General features: G+C 67.7%; 20 protein-coding genes. 11 read left to right on the forward strand and 9 right to left on the reverse strand.

Annotated features, from left to right (window positions below; translation table 11 throughout):
* Window positions 1-115 precede the first annotated feature (115 nt).
* Both LPA44_RS05600 and LPA44_RS05605 read right to left on the reverse strand, forming a co-directional pair.
* Window positions 116-319 (reverse strand): NlpC/P60 family protein, encoded by a 204-nt coding sequence (locus tag LPA44_RS05600; RefSeq protein ID WP_230888608.1) that lies wholly within the window; start codon window positions 317-319, stop codon window positions 116-118.
* A gap of 186 nt (window positions 320-505) precedes the next feature.
* Window positions 506-1,282, reverse strand: coding sequence for a carbon-nitrogen hydrolase family protein (locus LPA44_RS05605; protein WP_230888609.1), 777 nt, complete (start codon window positions 1,280-1,282; stop codon window positions 506-508).
* Window positions 1,283-1,377: 95 nt separating this feature from the next.
* Between LPA44_RS05605 and LPA44_RS05610 the strand changes: the two genes are divergently transcribed.
* Window positions 1,378-2,823 carry an aldehyde dehydrogenase family protein gene (locus tag LPA44_RS05610; RefSeq protein WP_230888610.1) on the forward strand — a complete coding sequence of 482 codons (1,446 nt, stop codon included), beginning with the start codon at window positions 1,378-1,380 and terminating at the stop codon, window positions 2,821-2,823.
* Here the strand turns inward: LPA44_RS05610 and LPA44_RS05615 are convergent.
* The gene (locus tag LPA44_RS05615) at window positions 2,813-4,102 is read right to left on the reverse strand and encodes an MFS transporter (protein ID WP_230888611.1); all 1,290 of its coding nucleotides are present in this window, start codon (window positions 4,100-4,102) and stop codon (window positions 2,813-2,815) included. The two genes, LPA44_RS05610 and LPA44_RS05615, sit on opposite strands and share 11 nt — an antisense overlap.
* 32 nt (window positions 4,103-4,134) lie before the next feature.
* The gene (locus tag LPA44_RS05620) at window positions 4,135-4,932 is read right to left on the reverse strand and encodes a ZIP family metal transporter (RefSeq protein ID WP_230888612.1); all 798 of its coding nucleotides are present in this window, start codon (window positions 4,930-4,932) and stop codon (window positions 4,135-4,137) included.
* Between the two features lie 108 nt (window positions 4,933-5,040).
* Between LPA44_RS05620 and LPA44_RS05625 the strand changes: the two genes are divergently transcribed.
* The 3 genes from LPA44_RS05625 (at window position 5,041) to LPA44_RS05635 (ending at window position 8,564) form a co-directional block, all read left to right on the forward strand.
* Window positions 5,041-5,343 carry a MazG nucleotide pyrophosphohydrolase domain-containing protein gene (locus LPA44_RS05625; RefSeq protein WP_230888613.1) on the forward strand — a complete coding sequence of 101 codons (303 nt, stop codon included), beginning with the start codon at window positions 5,041-5,043 and terminating at the stop codon, window positions 5,341-5,343.
* Between the two features lie 66 nt (window positions 5,344-5,409).
* Window positions 5,410-7,506 (forward strand): acetate--CoA ligase family protein, encoded by a 2,097-nt coding sequence (locus LPA44_RS05630; protein WP_230888614.1) that lies wholly within the window; start codon window positions 5,410-5,412, stop codon window positions 7,504-7,506.
* Window positions 7,503-8,564 carry a phosphotransacetylase family protein gene (locus tag LPA44_RS05635; protein WP_230888615.1) on the forward strand — a complete coding sequence of 354 codons (1,062 nt, stop codon included), beginning with the start codon at window positions 7,503-7,505 and terminating at the stop codon, window positions 8,562-8,564. Before LPA44_RS05630 ends, LPA44_RS05635 begins: the two co-directional genes overlap by 4 nt.
* Here the strand turns inward: LPA44_RS05635 and LPA44_RS05640 are convergent.
* The gene (locus tag LPA44_RS05640; RefSeq protein WP_230888616.1) at window positions 8,561-8,956 is read right to left on the reverse strand and encodes a chemotaxis protein CheW; all 396 of its coding nucleotides are present in this window, start codon (window positions 8,954-8,956) and stop codon (window positions 8,561-8,563) included. The two genes, LPA44_RS05635 and LPA44_RS05640, sit on opposite strands and share 4 nt — an antisense overlap.
* A gap of 155 nt (window positions 8,957-9,111) precedes the next feature.
* Here LPA44_RS05640 and LPA44_RS05645 point away from each other — a divergent pair, with 155 nt between their 5' ends.
* The 6 genes from LPA44_RS05645 (at window position 9,112) to LPA44_RS05670 (ending at window position 13,305) form a co-directional block, all read left to right on the forward strand.
* Window positions 9,112-9,453, forward strand: a complete 342-nt coding sequence (locus LPA44_RS05645) for an ArsR/SmtB family transcription factor (RefSeq protein WP_230888617.1) — start codon at window positions 9,112-9,114, stop codon at window positions 9,451-9,453.
* A 110-nt stretch (window positions 9,454-9,563) separates the two neighbouring features.
* The gene (locus LPA44_RS05650; RefSeq protein ID WP_230888618.1) at window positions 9,564-9,845 is read left to right on the forward strand and encodes a DUF7521 family protein; all 282 of its coding nucleotides are present in this window, start codon (window positions 9,564-9,566) and stop codon (window positions 9,843-9,845) included.
* Between the two features lie 145 nt (window positions 9,846-9,990).
* Window positions 9,991-10,719: a fumarylacetoacetate hydrolase family protein gene (locus LPA44_RS05655; RefSeq protein ID WP_230888619.1), complete on the forward strand. Its 729-nt coding sequence runs from the start codon at window positions 9,991-9,993 to the stop codon at window positions 10,717-10,719.
* Window positions 10,720-10,766: 47 nt separating this feature from the next.
* Window positions 10,767-11,297, forward strand: a complete 531-nt coding sequence (locus tag LPA44_RS05660; protein ID WP_230888620.1) for a gluconate 2-dehydrogenase subunit 3 family protein — start codon at window positions 10,767-10,769, stop codon at window positions 11,295-11,297.
* On the forward strand, window positions 11,297-12,892 hold the full coding sequence (locus LPA44_RS05665; RefSeq protein WP_230888621.1) for a GMC family oxidoreductase: 1,596 nt from the start codon (window positions 11,297-11,299) through the stop codon (window positions 12,890-12,892). Before LPA44_RS05660 ends, LPA44_RS05665 begins: the two co-directional genes overlap by 1 nt.
* 173 nt (window positions 12,893-13,065) lie before the next feature.
* The gene (locus tag LPA44_RS05670; protein WP_230888622.1) at window positions 13,066-13,305 is read left to right on the forward strand and encodes a hypothetical protein; all 240 of its coding nucleotides are present in this window, start codon (window positions 13,066-13,068) and stop codon (window positions 13,303-13,305) included.
* 2 nt (window positions 13,306-13,307) lie between these two features.
* Here the strand turns inward: LPA44_RS05670 and LPA44_RS05675 are convergent, their stop codons facing one another.
* The 3 genes from LPA44_RS05675 to proC are packed head-to-tail and all read right to left on the reverse strand — an operon-like array spanning window position 13,308 to window position 16,249.
* On the reverse strand, window positions 13,308-14,639 hold the full coding sequence (locus LPA44_RS05675; RefSeq protein ID WP_230888623.1) for a glutamate-5-semialdehyde dehydrogenase: 1,332 nt from the start codon (window positions 14,637-14,639) through the stop codon (window positions 13,308-13,310).
* The gene (gene proB, locus LPA44_RS05680) at window positions 14,632-15,480 is read right to left on the reverse strand and encodes a glutamate 5-kinase (protein ID WP_230888624.1); all 849 of its coding nucleotides are present in this window, start codon (window positions 15,478-15,480) and stop codon (window positions 14,632-14,634) included. Before proB ends, LPA44_RS05675 begins: the two co-directional genes overlap by 8 nt.
* Window positions 15,473-16,249, reverse strand: coding sequence for a pyrroline-5-carboxylate reductase (gene proC / locus LPA44_RS05685; protein WP_230888771.1), 777 nt, complete (start codon window positions 16,247-16,249; stop codon window positions 15,473-15,475). Before proC ends, proB begins: the two co-directional genes overlap by 8 nt.
* A gap of 99 nt (window positions 16,250-16,348) precedes the next feature.
* Here proC and LPA44_RS05690 point away from each other — a divergent pair, with 99 nt between their 5' ends.
* Window positions 16,349-16,747, forward strand: coding sequence for a DoxX family protein (locus LPA44_RS05690; RefSeq protein ID WP_230888625.1), 399 nt, complete (start codon window positions 16,349-16,351; stop codon window positions 16,745-16,747).
* Between the two features lie 5 nt (window positions 16,748-16,752).
* Here the strand turns inward: LPA44_RS05690 and LPA44_RS05695 are convergent, their stop codons facing one another.
* Window positions 16,753-17,718 carry an arsenic resistance protein gene (locus LPA44_RS05695; protein WP_230888626.1) on the reverse strand — a complete coding sequence of 322 codons (966 nt, stop codon included), beginning with the start codon at window positions 17,716-17,718 and terminating at the stop codon, window positions 16,753-16,755.
* Between the last annotated feature and the right edge of the window lie 38 nt (window positions 17,719-17,756).

Consider the following 17,756-nt stretch of genomic DNA (forward strand, 5'->3'; position numbering starts at 1 on the left):
GCGTGGCGCGCACTCGACGGATTCGTCGAGATCGGCGACGTAGCCGTCGTCGCTACTATCGAGGCTGTTCTCGGTGACTTCGTTCGCCGGCTTGTGCGCGTGGACGAACGACTACTCAAACCCGTGAAATAGCGATATACCCGGGGGAGAACAGCAGGTCCCCGGGCTGTAGTTCGTCGCGCTCTCCGGCGTCGCCGACAGCGCGTTGCTGGTCGGCGTCCCGCGGGCGCGTATCACCGTGGCGCCGAAATACGGCCCAGACGAGGACCGAGAAGTCGATACTGGCGTCCGTGAAGCGGCCCCAGCGGTAGGGCGTCAACGCGTACTCGCGGGCCGCCGATCGGCTTTTGCGTCCGTGCGGAAAGGCACGCGTTGCCAGTCGTCGCGGGCATCGCGATAGTATCGAAGCACGGTCACGTCGAAGGCGAGTGGCGGGTACGATAGCGCTGGACGGCGAGCGTTGCGCGGCGGGCAGCGTCCACACCATCGGGGGTGCGAACCGGCGTCAAGAATCCTCGCCGAACACGTCGATGAACTCGCGCTGCTCGGCCAGAATCTTGGGGTCAAGGTCGGCGACGAGCGTGCGTTCGTCGCGGTTGAGCGCAGCGCTGACGGCGCCGTCCGGCCGCACGACGGCGGACTTGCCGGCGTAGTCGACGACACGGGCGTCCGGGAGGTCGCGACGGCCAGTGCGACCGCAGCCGACGACCCAGCGTACGCCGTCGAGGGCGCGGGCGCGCAGGAGGAGCCGCCAGTTCTCGCTGTGCGTGCCCGGCCACGCACCAACGACGAAGAGGGCGTCAACGCGTTCGCGGGCGAATTCGGCGCTAACGTCCACGAAGTTGAGGTCGTAACAGGTGATGACGCCCGTCCTCCCGGCGGGGGTCTCCACGGTGACTGCGTCGTCGCCGGCCGTGAGTACGTCGGCTTCGCCGCCCCAGAGGTTACGCTTCCGGTAGTACGTACGGTCGCCGTCCGGCGTGATGTAGCCGGTGGTGTTGTAGTAGTCGTCGCCCGCATCCTCGACGAAGCCCGCGAGCACGCTCACGTCGTAGTCCGCGGCGGAGGCGGCGAGGCGGTCGAGTGCGTCGCTGTCGTGGGCGAGCGCGGCGTCGTGGACGCGGTCGTCGGCGACGAAGCCAGTGAGCGCGTACTCGGGGAACAGTGCGACATCCACGCGGTCGTCGAGGCCGGCGAGGCGTTCGCCGACGGTAGCGAGGTTGGCGGGCGGGTCGAGGTCTGCGAGGTCGGTCTGACAGGCGGCGACGGTCGGTGTCGGCACGCCGCGGAATCGGCGCGCAGCCAGCAAAAACCCGGCGGACCGTTTTAATACGAATTTGAGTAAAGTCTTTACCCGGGGCGTGCCAATCTCCGCGTATGGAACGAGAGGCCATCCGTCGCCGGGAGCGGCTGTACGTGGGTGGCGAGTGGGTCACGGGGCCTGACACCTTCCCCGTCACCGACCTCGCCGAAGGCGGCACGTTCGCCGAAGTCGCGGCGGCCGACGAGGACGCTGCCAACGACGCGCTCGCCGCCGCCGAGGACGCGAAGGCGACGCTTCGAGACACCACGATTCCGCAGCGCTGCGAGTGGCTGCAGGCCATCGCGGACGGCCTGCGCGACCGTAAAACCGAGCTCGCGGAGGTCATCGTCCGCGAGGCCGGCAAACCAATCTCCTCGGCGCGCGGCGAGGTCGACAGCGCCGCCGAGCGCTTCGAGCGCGCCATCGAGGAGATTCGCCACCTCAAGGGCGAGTACCGGGAGGGCACCACAAGCGGCCACGAGGGCTGGGAGGCCATCGTGAAGCACGAGCCGGTCGGTGCTGTGCTCTGCATCACGCCGTACAACTATCCGCTCGCGACGACGGCGCTGCAGGTCGCGCCCGCTCTCGCCGCCGGGAACGCGGTCGTCCTCAAGCCCGCGAGCAAGACGCCCGTGAGCGCCGCTATCCTCACTGAAATCGTCGACGAGGTCGGGCTCCCGGACGGCGCATTCAACTTCGTGCCGGGGAAGGCCAGCGTCATCGGCGACGAATTGGCGGGTGACGACCGCGTGAACGCAATCGCGATGACCGGCTCCTCGGGCGCCGGCAAGCACGTCGCCTACGAGTCCGGGATGGTGAACCTCCACATGGAACTCGGCGGGAACGCGCCCGCCGTCGTCTTCGACGACGCGGACCTCGACGAGGCCGCCGGTGCGGCCGCGAAGGGATCGCTGAAGTACGCCGGCCAGCGCTGTTCGGCCATCTCGCGCGTGCTCGCTCACGAATCCATCCACGACGACATCGTCGAGCGCATCGACGCTGGGATGGACGACTGGGTGCAGGGCGACCTCTTCGACGAGGACACCGACCTCGGCCCGCTCATCAGCGCCGAGCAGGCGGACTGGGTCGAGGAACTGGTCGATGAGGCCGTCGATCGCGGTGCGACCGTCGTGCGCGGCGGCGACCGATACGAGCAAAAAGAGGGCGTCCACGTCTTCGAGCCGACGCTGCTCGCGGACGTCCCACAGGACGCCCGCATCGTCGACGAGGAGCAGTTCGGGCCCGTCTGCGCGGTGACGACGTTCGAGGACGACGACGAAGCCCTCGAAGTCGCGAACCGCTCGGACCTGGCGCTGGACGCCTGCGTGTTCACCAGCGACTACGACCGCGCGATGCGGATGGCCGAGTACATCGACGCGGGCGCGGTCCGCATCAACGGCGCGCCCTCCCACGGCCTCGGCGACATTCCGTTCGGCGGGAACGAGGACTCCGGCATCGGTCGCGAGGGACTGGACTCGACCATCCACGAGTTCGTCCGCAAGAAGTCGATTATTCTATAGTCCGGCGGGTCACCGTCGCGACTACCGCTCCCGCGAGTACGAGCCCGCCAGCGACGGCGAACGCGCCGACGTAACTGAGTTCTGTGGCGAGGAGACCGCCGACGACGCTGCCAACCGCCGTTCCTAGTCCGCCCAGCGCCGTGTACGCGCCGAGCGCGTCCCCACGAACTGCGGGCGGGGCGAGTCGCGCGACAATGGTCGTCCCGGTGACGGCGACGACCGCCCACGTCAAGCCGACCGCGACGAACAGCACGACTAGCCCCGGGAGCGCGAGCGCGCCGAGCACGGCTGCGAACGCGACTGCGGGGAAGAGGACGACGCGTGCGGCGAGCGCGGCGGTCTGTACGGCTTCCGGGCTGCGGGCCGCAGCAAGCGCGCCGACGCGCTCGTAGGCGACCGCGGAGGCCGCGCTGGAGACGAGGAACAGCGCGAACACGTTGCCGGACGCGAGTCCAAGGTCCGTGGCGAGGTACGACGGGAGCGGGCCGAAAAACACCGCGAACCCCGTGAAGAACAGCGTCGCGGCCACGAGGTAGCCCGATAGCGCGGGCGTCAGCCGGGCGGCGAGCGTGCGTGGGTGGAGCCGGCGGAGCGCCCAGAACGATCGCACGCCGGAGAATGGCGCGAGCCGGGCGGCTCGACCCGCACCGCGCTGGAGGCTCTCGATGGAGACTGTGGCGCGACCGAACCGCGCCGCTGAGACGTCGGGCCGGCCGGGTAGCCAGCGCCACGCGAGCACGGTGGCTAGCCCGCATGCGGCGGCCGAGGCGTAGAAGAACCAGCGCTGGGCGGTGATGGCGGCCGTGTACTGGCTGGCGATGGCGGTCCACGCGGCGCCCGCGAGCAGGCCGGCGAGCCAGCCGTAGCCCTGCCACGCGTTCAGCACGCCGATGCGGCGGTCCCACTCCGCGTCGGGGTGGCCGGAGACGACCAGCAGCGCGAGCACGGGCGCGGCGGCGGCGACGGCGAACTGGAGCGCGGCGTTCGCGGCGACGACCGCGGGCAACGACTCCGCGAGCGGGAGCGCGACAAACGAGACGGCCGAGAGGCCGAGGCTGACGAGGAGGAACGGGCGGTAGCGGCCGGTGCGGGTAGCGAGGTTCCCCCACGCGAGCGCGCCGGGGATGCCGGCGAACGCAGCGGTCGCAGCGACGACGGCGACGACGAACGCGTCCGCGCCGAGCGCGATGGCGTACAGCGGCACGAGCACGGACGAAGCGCCGACGGCGGCGTAGCCGAGACTCCACGCGACCAGCCAGCGGTCCCCGGTGTCGAACACGCCCGAACCCTCGCGGGGCGGGGACAAATCGCTTACGCGACCAGCAGCGGGAGCATCGCGGCGACGCCGACGACCAGCCCGACGAGCAGTTCGCGGTGGCCGTCGTTCGGGAGGCGGCGGCCGACTGCGCGGGCTTCGGGAATGAACTCGGTGAGCACGAGGTAGACCATCGCGCCGCCCGCGAATCCGTAGCCGGCGGGGAGCAGCGTGCGCGCGAACTGGACGAACACGAACGCCAGCACCGCGCCGATTGGCTGGGGGACGCTTGTGAAGACGGCGACACCGACAAGTTTCCAGCGGCGCGCGCCGTGCTCGTGGAGCGGAATCGATACCGCCAGCCCCTCCGGGATGTTGTGGATGGAGATGGCGATGGTCATGAACACCGCGAGCAGCGGCACGGAGAAGCCCAAGATTGGGTAGCCACCCTCCAGCCCCATGTCGGCGAAGGAGACGCCGACGGCGACGCCCTCGGGGAACGAGTGGACGGTGAGTACGCCCGCGACGAGCACGAGCTTCTCGAAGTCGGCCTGCGCGATTTCCCGGGGCTCGAACTCGTAGTCGTCGATGACGCGACGGGCGACGACGACGAGCGCGACGCCGACGAGCGCGCCCGCGGCGACGTCCAGCGGCGTGCCGTAGTTGAGCCCCTCGCGGAACAGTCCGAACCCGGATGCGGAGAGCATGATGCCGGAGGCGAGTCCCCAGAGGCCGACGCGCCAGCGGTCGTTGACGTCGTCGACGAAGAAGAAGGGGAGTGCGCCGAGGCCGGTTGCGAGGTCCGTCAACAGGCCGGCGAAGAAGACGAACGCGAGCGCACCCGTGAGTTCCATGTGCGGCGGTACGAACGCTCGTGGAATAGTCTTTCCCTTCCCAGAAAGAAAAGTTTGGGAAACCTAAAAACCATCCAAGTGAAGGGGGTTCAGTCTCTCCCGCGGCGTATGGACGAGCAAGCCCGCGTCGCCGCGTTCCTCGACGAGGAGGACCTCCACGCACCGCCAGCCAACCGCGTGCTCGATCTCGCCAGCGAGGTCGGCGAACTCTCGAAGAACGTCAACGAATCCACCGACTACGGAGCTAGCGCGGGCGCGGACGTCGACCGCGACGAACTCGGGGACGCCCTGTTCTGCCTGCTCGCGCTCGCCGACGAACTCGACTACGACGCGAGTGCGGCGCTCGACGAGGCGCTCGGGAAATATGAGGACCGGCTCGCCGACTCCGGGACGGCCGGCTCCGGCGAGTAGCGGGTTCTCGTCTCCCGGGAGGCGCGGACGCTTTTATAGCCCTGCTGTGCGTCGGTCAACGTGAAGATGGAAGACGACGCAAGCGGGCTGTTCGCGCCCGACAGAGTCGCCGTCGTCGGTGCAACCGACCGGGAGGGTTCTATCGGTCGCGCCATCGCGACGAACCTCGCTGACTTCGACGGCGACGTCGTCGCCGTCAACCCGGGCCGCGACGCAGTGCTCGGCTACGACTGCTACCCGGACCTCCAGTCTGCCCCCGACGCCGACCTCGCGGTCGTCGTCGTCCCACCTTCTGTAGTGGTCGACGCCGTCCGTGACGCCGGCGAAGCAGGCGTCCGGAACGTGGTGGTCATCACCGCGGGGTTCAGCGAGACCGGCAGCGAGGGCGCGGCCCGCGAGCACGAACTCGCGGCCGTCGCCGACGAGTACGACCTCAACCTCGTCGGCCCGAACAGCCTCGGCGTGCTCTCCACGCCGTCGGGACTGAACGCAACGTTCGGCCCGTCGAACGCGCTCCCCGGCTCGCTCTCGTTCATGAGTCAGTCGGGCGCGTTCATCACGGCCGTATTGGACTGGGCGAACGACCAGGGAATCGGCTTCAAGGACGTCGTCAGCCTCGGGAACAAGGCCGTCATGGACGAGACGGACTTTCTCCGGCAGTGGCACGACGACCCCGAGACGAACGTCGTGCTCGGCTACCTCGAGGGCATCGAGGACGGCCGCGATTTCATCGACACCGCCCGCGAGGTCACGCAGGACACGCCCGCGGTCGTCGTGAAGTCCGGCCGCACGGAGGCCGGCGCGCAGGCCGCGTCCTCGCACACGGGGACCATCGCGGGCAGCGAGGCCGCCTACGAGGCAGGCTTCGAGCAGGCGGGCGTCGTCCGCGCGGAGAACGTCCAGGAACTGTTCGACTTCGCGCGCGCCCTCGACGGCCTCCCGCTCCCGGACTCCGAGGAGGTCGCGGTCGTCACGAACGCAGGCGGTCCGGGCGTGATGGCGACGGACGCAGTCGGCGATGCTCGACTGTCGATGGCGTCGTTCGGCGACGACACGCTCGACGCGCTCTCCGACTCGCTGCCAGACGCGGCGAACGTCTACAACCCCGTGGACGTGCTCGGGGACGCCGGCGTCGACCGGTTCGCGGACGCCCTCGACACCGTACTCGGCTCGGAGGACGTCGGCTGCGCGGTCGTCGTCGCCGCACCCACGGCCGTCATGGACTTCGGCGACCTCGCGGAGGTGCTCGCCAAGCGGCAGGCCGAACACGGCAAGCCCGTGGTCGCGTGCCTGATGGGTGGCGAGCGCACTGAGGCCGCGGCCGACACGCTCTCAGCGGCGGGCATCCCGAACTACTTCGACCCAGCACGGGCGGTGCGTAGCCTGGACGCGCTCGCCGTCCAGCGCGCCGTCGAGGCCCGCGAGTACGAGGAACCCACCGAGTTCGACGTAGATCGTGAACGTGCTCGCGAGATTCTTGATGCCGCCGCGGAACGGGATTCTCGCCGGCTCGGCGTCGAAGCGATGGATCTGCTCGATGCCTACGGCATTCCGACACCCGGGGGCGAAGTCGTCGACGATCCCATAGCAGCCGAGGAGGTCGCTCACGACATCGACGGCGATGTCGTGATGAAAATCGTCAGTCCGGATATCCTCCACAAGTCCGATATCGGCGGCGTGAAAGTCGGTGTCTCCGACGAGGCGGTCCGGGATGCCTACGAGGACCTCGTAACGCGCGCGAAGAACTACCAGCCCGACGCCACTATCCTCGGCGTCCAAGTCCAGGAGATGGTCGACACCGAGGCTGGGGCGGAGACGATTCTTGGGATGAATCGCGACCCCCAGTTCGGGCCGCTCGTGCTGTTCGGGCTGGGCGGCATCTTTGTTGAAGTACTGGAGGACACGAGCGTCCGTGTCGCACCCGTCTCCGAGCGCGAGGCCGACGAGATGATAGACGACCTCGACTCCGCGCCGCTGCTGCGCGGGGCGCGCGGCCGCGAACCGGCCGATGAGACAGCAGTCACAGAAGCCGTCCAGCGGCTCAGCCAGCTGGTCACCGACTTCCCCGCGATACTGGAACTCGACGTGAACCCGCTACTGGCAACCGCTGACGGCGTGCAGGCGCTGGACGTCCGACTCACCATCGACCCCGAGGAACTATGAAAACGCTACTGGTCACATCCACGGAAGCAGGCACCGGCAAGACCGCGGTCGCGCTCGCGCTCGCGCGGCTCGCGACCGAACGCGGCGACGACGTCGGCTACATGAAGCCCAAGGGCACCCGGCTGGAGAGCAACGTCGGGAAGACCCTCGACGCCGACCCGATGCTCGCCCGGGAACTACTCCCGCTCGACGCCGAGATGCATGAACTCGAACCCGTCGTCTACTCGCCGACGTTCATCGAGGGCGCGATTCGCGGCCGCGAGAACCCCGCGGAACTCCGATCGCGCGTGCAGGAGGCCTTCGACGGGCTCGCCGGGGGCAAGGATCTGATGGTCGTGGAGGGTGCCGACGACCTCGCGACGGGTGGCATCGTCGACCTCACAGACGCCGAGGTCGCGGATCTATTAGACGCCGAGGTCGTCGTGCTCTCACGGTACAGCGAGCCGGGTGACATCGATGATGTGCTCGCAGCCGCGGACGACCTCGGCGACCGGTGTGCTGGCGTCGTCTTTAACGCCGTCCAGGACGCCGTCTACGACGACGTGGAGACGAATATCGCGCCGTTCCTTGACGGCCGCGACGTCCCCGTGCTCGGCGTACTCCCGCGGGACGCGGACCTTGCTGGCGTGACGATTGCGGATCTCGCGACAGAACTCGGCGCGGAGGTTCTCACCGAGGACGGCGCGGGGACCGACGAGCGCGTCGAGCGATTCCTCGTCGGCGCGATGAGCGGCGAAGCTGCGCTGAGTCACTTCCGGCGCACGAAAGACGCCGCGGTCATCACGGGCGGCGACCGCGCCGACGTCCAGACTGCCGCCCTCGACGCGCCGGGTGTGACGTGTCTCGTGCTCACGGGCGGCCACCGGCCGTCTGGCGCGGTGCTTGGGAAGGCAGCGGAGAACGGCGTGCCCGTCCTCTCGGTGCAATCGGACACGCTGACGACCGTCGAACGTGCCGAAGAACTAGTACGGGGCGGGCGCGTCCGCGACGAGCGTACCGTCGACCGGATGCAGGAACTGCTCTACGACCACGCGGACGTCGACGCACTCCTCGACTAGACGAGGGCGGTCGGCTCGATCCAGACGACGAAGCGGTCGTCGCGGCGGACGACGCCGTGGGTCGTCTCGGAGGCCGCCGAGTCGTCGACGTCGGCGGGGTCGACGCACTCCACTTCGTGGACATCGTCGACCAGCAGGCCCGTGCTCTCGTGCTCGGAGAGGACGACGATGCGGCTGCCGTCTGGCGATCCCTCGACGCCGAGGCGGACCCGCGGGTCGACCACGGTCGTCGTCTCGCCGCGGAGGTCGACGACGCCCACGACGTTGGCGTCTGCGTTCGGAATCGCGGTGACGTCCTCGGCTGCGTCCACGATTTCGTCGACGTGCGCGATGTCGATGCAGTAGCGGTTGTCGCCGAGGGAGAACTCCAGCACGTCCGTCTCCGATGTCATGGCCGCGAGTCTGGTTCCAACCGAATTAAGCGTTGGGTCTGTCCAGCGAATATGTCGCCAGTCGAACTACTCCGTCGTACTGTCGGCGAATTCTCCGCCGAATCGGCACGCCGACCCCGACACTCTTTTTTCCCTCCGTATTCATCATCAGTTCGATGGACCCGGTGGACGTGTTGCGGGTACTCGGCAACAAGTACAACGCCGAGATTCTCGAAGCCACGCACGCCCCGAAGTCAGCCCAGGAGCTCAGCGAGGAGCTCGACATTCCGATTGCGACGAGCTACCGGCGCATCGAGGAGCTCAACGAACACGACCTCCTCAAACTCGAAGGGAAAGAGCTCTCCGACGAGGGCCGCCGCACGAAGGTGTACCGCCGGCAGGTCGACGAACTCACCGTGAAGTTTGGCGTCGACGAGACTGACATCGAGACGACCGAACGCACCGAAGCGAAGAACGCCCTTGTAGACGTCTGGAGCGACCTCCGCTCCGAGCAGTAGGCTCGCAGGCCGCCCGTAGTGGGCGTCGTACGTGCGTAATTCTATAGAATAATAATCGCAGGGTCATCTTTATACGGAGTCTGTGGGACGTGGGTACGAGCCACGCGACCATGCGCCCAATTGAAGCAATCTACCTCGTCTTCAGCGCGACCCTCGCCACCGCCGGCCTCAGCATGGTAGCGTTCGCAGTTCGCGCCTACCTCGACACCGGCCGGCACTCAATGATGCACCTTTCAGCCGGCTTCGCGCTGGTTGTTACCGCCGCCATCGGCACGACCGTTGTGGCCTTCGTCACTGACTTCGAGCACACCCGGACGCTGCTGACGGCGAACTATGTGCTCACGACGGCGGGATACCTCTTCGTTATGTACAGCATCGTCACGCCCGAGTGACAAAATCCCGTCTGCAAGGGGCAGCGCTTTCTCCTTGATTCACGCCCGCCGTGAATGGCGGGATTCTCTCGCTGGGTCAAGATAGCGCCCTCTCTCGTTTGCCGCACCCGGAACGCTTACGCGGTCACCCCGGAAAGCCGCGGACATGCATTGGATGCGTTTCCGTGATCGGGCAGGAGCAGTACGACGCGGCGAATACGAAGACGGTACTGTCTCCTTCGGTGGGCGGACGTACGATGTCGATGACGTTGAGGTACTGCCGCCGGCGGAGCCGTCGAAAGTCGTCTGCGTCGGCCGGAACTACGCTGCGCACGCCGAGGAGCGCGGTGAGGAAGTGCCAGACCGCCCGCTTCTCTTCTTGAAGCCACCGAACGCCGTAGCCAGCGACGGCGACACCGTCACGCTGCCCGGCGACAACTACATTGAGCACGAGGCGGAGGTCGCGGTCGTCATCGGCGAGCAGTGTCGGAATGTCGCCGTCGAAGATGCTCTCGACGTGGTTGCGGGATACACGGCCGCCGACGACGTCTCGAACCGCACTGACCAGTCCCAAGAGAAGAACTGGGTGCGCGGGAAGGCCTTCGACGGTGCGTGCCCGCTCGGCCCGGTGCTCGCGTCGCCCGACGAGGTGCCCCACGACGCGAGCGTCGAACTGCGCGTGAACGGCGAAACACGACAGTCGTCCTCGATAGAGCACTTCATCTTCACTGTCCCCGAGCTCATCGCCGAGATTACGGAGTACATGACCCTCGAACCTGGCGACGTCATCATCACGGGGACGCCCGAGGGCGTGGCCGAACTGGAGGACGGCGACAGCGTTGAGGTCGAGGTCGAGGGCGTCGGCACGCTCTCCCACGACGTCGAACGACGCTGAGTACGAAGGACAACGCTAAAGATTAGGCCGACCTAAGACTCGGCCGAATGGAGCTGACGCGACGCGACGTGCTCGCCGCGCTCGGCGCTGCGGGCGCCGCAGGTGCGGTCGGCGCTGGCGCACTCACGCTCTCCCAACGCGACAACACCGGGAATCCTGTTGGCGACCACGAAGTAGCAACGCTGGTCGCGGTCGCGGGCGTCGTCTATCCCAGCGAGGTTGAAGGCGTCGAGACATTCGTCCGGGAGTACAGTGTCGCCCGCTTCGCGGACCGCCCCGAGTACGCGGCGGGCGTTGCGGACGCCGTCGCCGCGCTCGACGAGTACACGCGAACCTGGCATGACGCGGCCTTCGTCGGCCTCGACGCTAATGCGCGCGAGGAGACGCTTTCCGGAATGGAAGTTGACATCGCCGACCCCGTACCCGAGGGGGACCATCGCGAGCGCGTCCGCTACTACCTCGTGAACGAACTGCTGTACGCGCTGTTCTCGACGCCAACCGGCGGCGAACTCGCGGGCATCGAGAACCCGCAAGGCCACCCCGGCGGCACGACGAGCTACCAGCGGGGGCCACAGTGATGCAGTCGAACCGCGAGCCCTCCGAGCGCGCGGACGTCTGCGTCGTGGGTGCTGGCCCCGCCGGTGGCATCGTCGCGGACAAACTCGCCAGCGAAGGCTACGACGTGGTCGTCCTCGAAGCCGGGCCGCGATTCGACGACGACGAGCGCGAGCAGCGCATGGAGCGCTCGATTCGGCCCGCGCACGGCCCGCATTCGGTTTGGGAGATGGGCGGCGAGCGCGATGCCTACGCGTCGACGGGCGACCGCCACTATCCGCTGAACGCGGCGCGCGTGAAGGGCGTCGGCGGGTCGACGCTGCACTGGCAGGGGATGGTGATGCGCCTGCACGAGCAGGACTTCACCCTCGAGAGCGAGACCGGCGTCGGCACGGACTGGCCGGTGAGCTACGACGATCTGCGGCCATACTACGCCGACGCCGAGGAAGAATTGGGCGTCGCGGGCGCTAGCGACAACCCGTTCGCGCCGCCGCGCAAGCAGCCCCACCCACTGCCCGCGTTCCCGCCGAGCTACTCGGACTCGCTTTTCGCCGAGGCCTGCGAAGCAGTCGGCGTGACGACGCACTCGGTGCCGAACGCCCGACTCTCCGAGTCTCGGAACGACCGGAGCGCGTGCGTGGGCTACGGCACCTGCCAGCCCGTCTGCCCGTCGGGCGCGAAGTACGACGCGACAATTCACGTTGAACAGGCCGAGCAACGTGGGGCTCGTGTCGTGGACCGTGCGCCAGTCCAGCGTCTTGAACACGACGACGCGGGCGAACGCGTGACGGCGGCCGTCTACGCGACACCGGATGGCACCGAACACCGACAGGAGGCCCGCGAGTTCGTGCTCGCTGCGGGTGGCGTCGAGAATCCACGGTTGCTCTTGCTCTCCGAATCGGAGCAGTACCCGGACGGCCTCGCGAACTCCTCGGGACTCGTCGGTCGGTACTTCATGGACCACCTGTTCGCGGGCGCCGGCGGCACGCTCGACGAACCCACCCGGCAGAACCACGTCGGCTTCAACACCACGGAGAGCCACCAATTCTACGACCGAGAGGACGACTCACGGGGCGCCATCAAGCTCGAGTTCCTCAACTACGCCGGCCCCTCGCCCCTGGAGATGGCGCTATCCGGCGACGACTGGGGCGACGCGATGCTCGACCGCATCCGCGACGGCTACGGCACGCACGTCGCAGTAGGGGCGCTCGTCGAGCAACCCCCGAAGAAGGAGAACCAAATCCGCCTCCACCCCGAGCGCACCGACGACCACGGCAACCCTGTGCCAGACGTGGTGTGGTCGGTCGACGACCAGACACGCCGGACCATCAAGCGCGCGAACGAGATTCAACACGAGATTCTGACCGAACTCGGCGCGGACATTCAGTGGACGGTCGGCCCTGACGCGACGGGACCGGCGTTCCACCACATGGGTACGACGCGGATGGGCGACAACCCCGAGACGAGCGTCGTCGACGCCCAACTACGCACGCACGACCTCGCAAACCTCACGATTCCGTCCTCAAGCGTCTTCCCGACGGGCGGCGCGATGAACCCGACGCTCACCATTGCCGCGCTCGCGTTGAAGGCCGCCAACCACGTCGCCGAGCGGATCTAGCGCCAGCGCCAGCCGAGCGCGAGCGGTCCATCGTCGCTCTCGGCTGTGTTCACCTACAAGTGCTTTTCCCGGCTTCGGGAGGGGGCGACACAGAAACGAATTTCAGCAAGCTCGCTTACAGAAATGTCGTTCAGATTATCCTTATGGGGTGCGGGGCCATTCATCCATCTGTGATGAGACCAGGTACCTCACACGCCCCGGCCGACGCGCACAGCCTCCGAACGACTGTCGCGGCCGCGGCACTGGTCGTCGTCGTCACGTTCGCCACGGTCGCCGTGGCAGTCGCCCCCCGAACCACGGCCACGGTCGCCGCGACCACGGTCGTCGTCCTCGGTATCCAGCGCGGCGTCGCGGCCTACCGTGGCGTCCGCTGGGACCCGCTGGCGCTCCACGCAGAAGAGACCGACGGCTAGAACTATTCGACGTGGAGGCGGCCCGGCTGCCACTCCGCGTCGAAGTCCTCGTGCGCGAACGGCACGGCGTCCTCGCCGCTGTACGTCGCGACGAGCTGGCCGTCGCCCTCTAGGTAGTACTTGTACGTCGTCAGGCCTTCGAGGCCGACCGGGCCGCGCGCGTGAATCTTCCCCGTAGAAATGCCGACTTCGGCGCCGAGCCCGTAGCGGTAGCCGTCCGCGAACCGCGTGGAGGCGTTGTGGAAGACGCTCGCGGCGTCGATGCCCTGCATGAACACCGCGGCGGCGTCCTCGTCTTCCGTGAGGATGGACTCCGTGTGCTTGGAGCCGTGCGTGTTGACGTGGTCGACGGCGTCGTAGACGTCCGCGACGACCTTGATGGCGAGTTCGAGGTCGCCGTACTCGGTGTCCCAGTCGTCCTCGGTCGCCGGGTCAATATCCACGATGTCGCGGGTGGCGTCGTCGCCACGGAGTTCCACGCCCGCGTTCTCGTAGCGCTCGACCATCTCCGGGAGGAACTCCTCGGCGACGGCCTCGTTCACGAGCAGCGTCTCCACGGCGTTGCACACCGCGGGGTACTGGACTTTCGCGTCGAAGGCGACGTCCTCGGCCATGTCGAGGTCGGCGTCGTCGTCCACGTAGACGTGGCAGACGCCCTCCGTGTGGCCGAGCACGGGAATCTGGGTGTTGTCCTGAATGTAACTGACGAATTCGGAGGACCCCCGCGGCATCACGAGGTCGACTTTGTCGTCCATCTCCAGCAGCCGGTCGACGTCTTCCCGGGCCTCGATGAGTTGCGCCCACCCGGTCGGCAGGTCCTCGGTCGCGTCCCGGATGATGTCGTAGAGCACGCGGTTGGACTCGCTGGCCTCGCTGCCGCCCTTCAGGATGACTGCGTTCCCGGATTTGAGGGCGAGCGCCGCAATCTGGACGAGTGCGTCGGGCCGCGACTCGAAGACCGTCGCGACGACGCCGATGGGCACCGCGACCTTGTACAGTTCGAGGTCGTCGTCCAGTTTTCGGGCTTCGAGGGTCTCGCCGAGTGGGTCGTCCTGGCCCGCGACGGACTCGACCATCTCCGCGATGTTCTCCAGCTTGGCGTCGTCGAGCTTGAGGCGGTCGACGAGCGCCTGCGTGTACTCGCCGCGTTCGAGCATCTCCTCGGCGGCTTCGACGTCGTCCTCGTTCGCAGCGAGAATTTCGTCCTCGTGGGCGCGAATCGCGTCCGCCATCGACTGGAGCGCGTCGTTGCGCGCCGCCTCGTCGATGTTCGCGAGGTCGAGCGCCGCGCGCTGTGCCTCAGTCACCTGGGCGTCGGTGTCGCGTTCACTCATCGTGCTCACCATTCGTGGGAACGAATAGCGTGCCGACGGGCTTGGCAGTAGCGATTTTCTCGAGCACGTCGGGCTCGGTGGACTGTGCGATAATGGCGGGGATGTCGTGTTCGGCGGCCGCGCGCGCCCGCTCGACTTTCGTCTGGATGCCGCCGAACTGCTCGGGCGTGCTCTCGCTGACCAACTGCTGGACGTCGCCGTAGTTCTCACCGACGGACTCGATGCGCTGGGCGGTCTCGTCGTGTTTCGGGTTCGCGGTGTAGACGCCGCCGACGTCAGTCAGCGTCACCAGCAAGTCGACGTCCACGCCGATGGCGACCGACGACGACAGCATGTCGTTGTCGCCGATGCGAATCTCCTCGGTGGCGACCGCATCGTTCTCGTTGATGATGGGGACGATCCCCCAGTCGAGCAGCGTCTCGATGGTGTTGCGGGTGTTCGTGAACCGCTCGGGGTTCGAGAGGTCGTGCTCGGTCAGCAACAACTGAGCGATCTTCTGGTCGTAGCGGTCGAAGCTCTCCGTGTAGTGGCGCATCAGGTGACTCTGCCCGACCGTGGCGAGCGCCTGACTTTCCTCGACGGTCTCGACGTCGTGGTCGACGCGCCCCTTCCCGGCGCCGACTGCACCCGATGAAACGAGTAGGACGTCCTTCCCGCGCTCGCGGAGGTCCATGATGTCGTCGACGAGCTTGTCGAGCTTCTCGCGGTCGAGGCGCGACTGGTCGTCGGTCAGCGAGTTCGTCCCCGCCTTCACGACGACGCGCTGGGCGTCCGCCGCACGCTGGCGCGCGTGCTCGACGGCGTCCGTGTCTGCGGCTTTCGTCTGCACCTGCTCACTCATCCTCGAACTCCTCCGCGAGTTCCCGGGAGCGCCGCTCTGCCGCCTCGACGGCCGCGCGCACGGCCTCGTCGGCGTCGCTGTCCCATAGCACTTCCATGCCCTCGATGGTCGTTCCCTTCGGCGAGCAGACCGCGTCGATGAGTTCGTCGACGCTGCGCTCGTCCTGGAGCACCGTCTCTGCGGCGCCCTTGAACGTCTGCGCGGCGAGCGTTTCCGCCTGCTCGGCGTCCAGCCCGGCCTCGACGCCGGCTTCCTTCATCGCCTCGATGAGGTAGAACGCGAACGCCGGGCCGCTGCCGTTGACCGCGGTCGCGATGTCCATCTGCTCCTCATCGACGACGACGAACTCCCCGAGGTCGTCGAGGAGCGCGCGCACATCGTCAGTGATGCCTTCCTGGGTGGCCGCAGCGGCCATGTCCCGCGTCTCCGCGGCGACGTTCGGCATGATTCGCACGACATTGGCGTCCGTCTGCGCGGCGACAAAGTCCCGGGGGACGCCCGCGGCGAGCGTAATCAGGGTCTGGTCCGCGCGCAGGTCGAGGTCGTCAAGGACCGCCGCGGCGATGCTGGGCTTCACTGCGAGCACCACGATGTCCGCGTCCCGCGCCGCCGCGCTGTCCGTCGTGGTCGTGTCCGCGGCATCCGCGACGCGCTCGAGCGCGTCGGGGTCGAGGTCAATTGCCGTCACTTCGTAACCGCCGGCCTTCGCGAGCCCTCGGACGAAGGCCCCACCCATGTTTCCGCAGCCGATGACGCTGACGTGTTTCATCTTACCCCTACAGAGGGGACTGGGGGTCATACCGTCTACGCTTCCGACACAACCATCCTGCAGGTAGGCTTTTGTCGCCATCGCGTAAACGACGACACGATGACAGACCCGACCGAGAACGAGTCCCGCTCGCTGTCCAGCCTCGGCCGCGTCGCGCTCGGCCTCGGGCTCGCACTGCAAGCGAGCGAGGACTTCCGCGACATGGACGACACCGTCGAGTACGCCGAGTCCGCGGGCGTCCCGATGCCCGACCTGATGGCGCCGCTCGCGTCGGGCATGATGGTCGCCGCGGGCCTCGGCATCGCGCTCTGGCGGCTCCCCCGGCTCGCGACCGGTGCGGCCGCGACGTTCCTCACCGTCGTCACCGCGACGATGCACGACTTCTGGAACGCCGACGAGGACGACGCCAGCGGCGAGCGCCTCGCGTTCTTCGGGAACCTCGCCATGCTTGGCGGCGTGCTCGTCTTCCTCCGAGAAGCGTACCGCAGCGAGGACTAAACCGGCTACTCGTTCTCCGGAAGTAGCCACGCCGGAACGACGCGCGTGAGCGTGACCATTCCAGCGAGTTCGACGAGCGTCTGCGTCACGACGACCGCGGGAGCCAACTCGTAGCCGGCGGGGAGCGCGAGCGCCAGCGGAAGCACGACAAGCGAGTTGCGCGTCACCGACGTGAACACGAGCGCACGCCCCTCGCCAACATCCATTTCGAGCAGGCTCACCGCCACCCGCGCAAGCAACGGCACAACGACGAGGAACGCGACGTAGACCGGGACGACGGCCGCGACCTGGTCGATGGAGCTGCGAACGCGCGGGAACTGCGACGCGACGACGACGAACAGCGTCGCGGCCATCATCGGCACGGGCAGCCACCCCATCGTTGCCTGCCACTGGCGGCCCGACGCGGAGCGTTCGGCCCACGCTTCGGTGAGCCATGCCAACGTCAACGGCAACGCGATAAGGAAAAGGAATGCCTCGATGAAGGGGCCTGCTTCGACGACTTCTGCGACGCGCGGCCCCACGAACAGCCAGAGGTACACCGGGAGCAACAGGAGTTGCACGAGCATCAGCGCCGGCGTCGTCGCGGTCAGTTGCTCCGCGTCCCCACCCGCGAGCTTCGTGAACGGGACGACGTAGTCAATGCACGGCGTCAACAGCACCATCAGCGCGCCGACGAGTACGACCGGTTCCTGCAGGAACACTCGCGTGAGCACCCAGACGACGACGGGGACGACGAGGAAGTTCATTGCGAGCGCCGCGCCCACGAAGCGCGTGTTCGTGAACGCGCGGCGGAGCCGCACAAACGGGATTTCGAGGAACGTCACGTAGAGGAGCACGGCTAGCACGGGGTCGATGACGCGCTCGACGGCCCGCGCGGCGGCCGGGCGGCTCGCCGCGACTGCGACGGCGAGCACGACCACGACTGCGTAGACGCCGACCTGCCGACGCTGCAGCCACTCCTTCCCGCTCATGTACTGGTCGTGTCCACAAACCGGCTAAAAGCCGGGTG

The organism is Halobacterium sp. KA-4, assembly GCF_021028995.1.
Taxonomy (GTDB): Archaea; Halobacteriota; Halobacteria; order Halobacteriales; family Halobacteriaceae; genus Halobacterium.

Excerpts from the sequence above, each read along its gene's own strand:
- LPA44_RS05610 (WP_230888610.1), top strand. The coding sequence starts at position 1,378 with ATGGAACGAGAGGCCATCCGTCGCCGGGAGCGGCTGTACGTGGGTGGC.
- LPA44_RS05620 (WP_230888612.1), bottom strand. The coding sequence starts at position 4,932 with ATGGAACTCACGGGTGCGCTCGCGTTCGTCTTCTTCGCCGGCCTGTTG.
- LPA44_RS05625 (WP_230888613.1), top strand. The coding sequence starts at position 5,041 with ATGGACGAGCAAGCCCGCGTCGCCGCGTTCCTCGACGAGGAGGACCTC.
- LPA44_RS05630 (WP_230888614.1), top strand. The coding sequence starts at position 5,410 with ATGGAAGACGACGCAAGCGGGCTGTTCGCGCCCGACAGAGTCGCCGTC.
- LPA44_RS05635 (WP_230888615.1), top strand. The coding sequence starts at position 7,503 with ATGAAAACGCTACTGGTCACATCCACGGAAGCAGGCACCGGCAAGACC.
- LPA44_RS05640 (WP_230888616.1), bottom strand. The coding sequence starts at position 8,956 with ATGACATCGGAGACGGACGTGCTGGAGTTCTCCCTCGGCGACAACCGC.
- LPA44_RS05645 (WP_230888617.1), top strand. The coding sequence starts at position 9,112 with ATGGACCCGGTGGACGTGTTGCGGGTACTCGGCAACAAGTACAACGCC.
- LPA44_RS05650 (WP_230888618.1), top strand. The coding sequence starts at position 9,564 with ATGCGCCCAATTGAAGCAATCTACCTCGTCTTCAGCGCGACCCTCGCC.
- LPA44_RS05655 (WP_230888619.1), top strand. The coding sequence starts at position 9,991 with ATGCATTGGATGCGTTTCCGTGATCGGGCAGGAGCAGTACGACGCGGC.
- LPA44_RS05660 (WP_230888620.1), top strand. The coding sequence starts at position 10,767 with ATGGAGCTGACGCGACGCGACGTGCTCGCCGCGCTCGGCGCTGCGGGC.
- LPA44_RS05665 (WP_230888621.1), top strand. The coding sequence starts at position 11,297 with ATGCAGTCGAACCGCGAGCCCTCCGAGCGCGCGGACGTCTGCGTCGTG.
- LPA44_RS05670 (WP_230888622.1), top strand. The coding sequence starts at position 13,066 with ATGAGACCAGGTACCTCACACGCCCCGGCCGACGCGCACAGCCTCCGA.
- LPA44_RS05675 (WP_230888623.1), bottom strand. The coding sequence starts at position 14,639 with ATGAGTGAACGCGACACCGACGCCCAGGTGACTGAGGCACAGCGCGCG.
- proB (WP_230888624.1), bottom strand. The coding sequence starts at position 15,480 with ATGAGTGAGCAGGTGCAGACGAAAGCCGCAGACACGGACGCCGTCGAG.
- proC (WP_230888771.1), bottom strand. The coding sequence starts at position 16,249 with ATGAAACACGTCAGCGTCATCGGCTGCGGAAACATGGGTGGGGCCTTC.
- LPA44_RS05690 (WP_230888625.1), top strand. The coding sequence starts at position 16,349 with ATGACAGACCCGACCGAGAACGAGTCCCGCTCGCTGTCCAGCCTCGGC.
- LPA44_RS05695 (WP_230888626.1), bottom strand. The coding sequence starts at position 17,718 with ATGAGCGGGAAGGAGTGGCTGCAGCGTCGGCAGGTCGGCGTCTACGCA.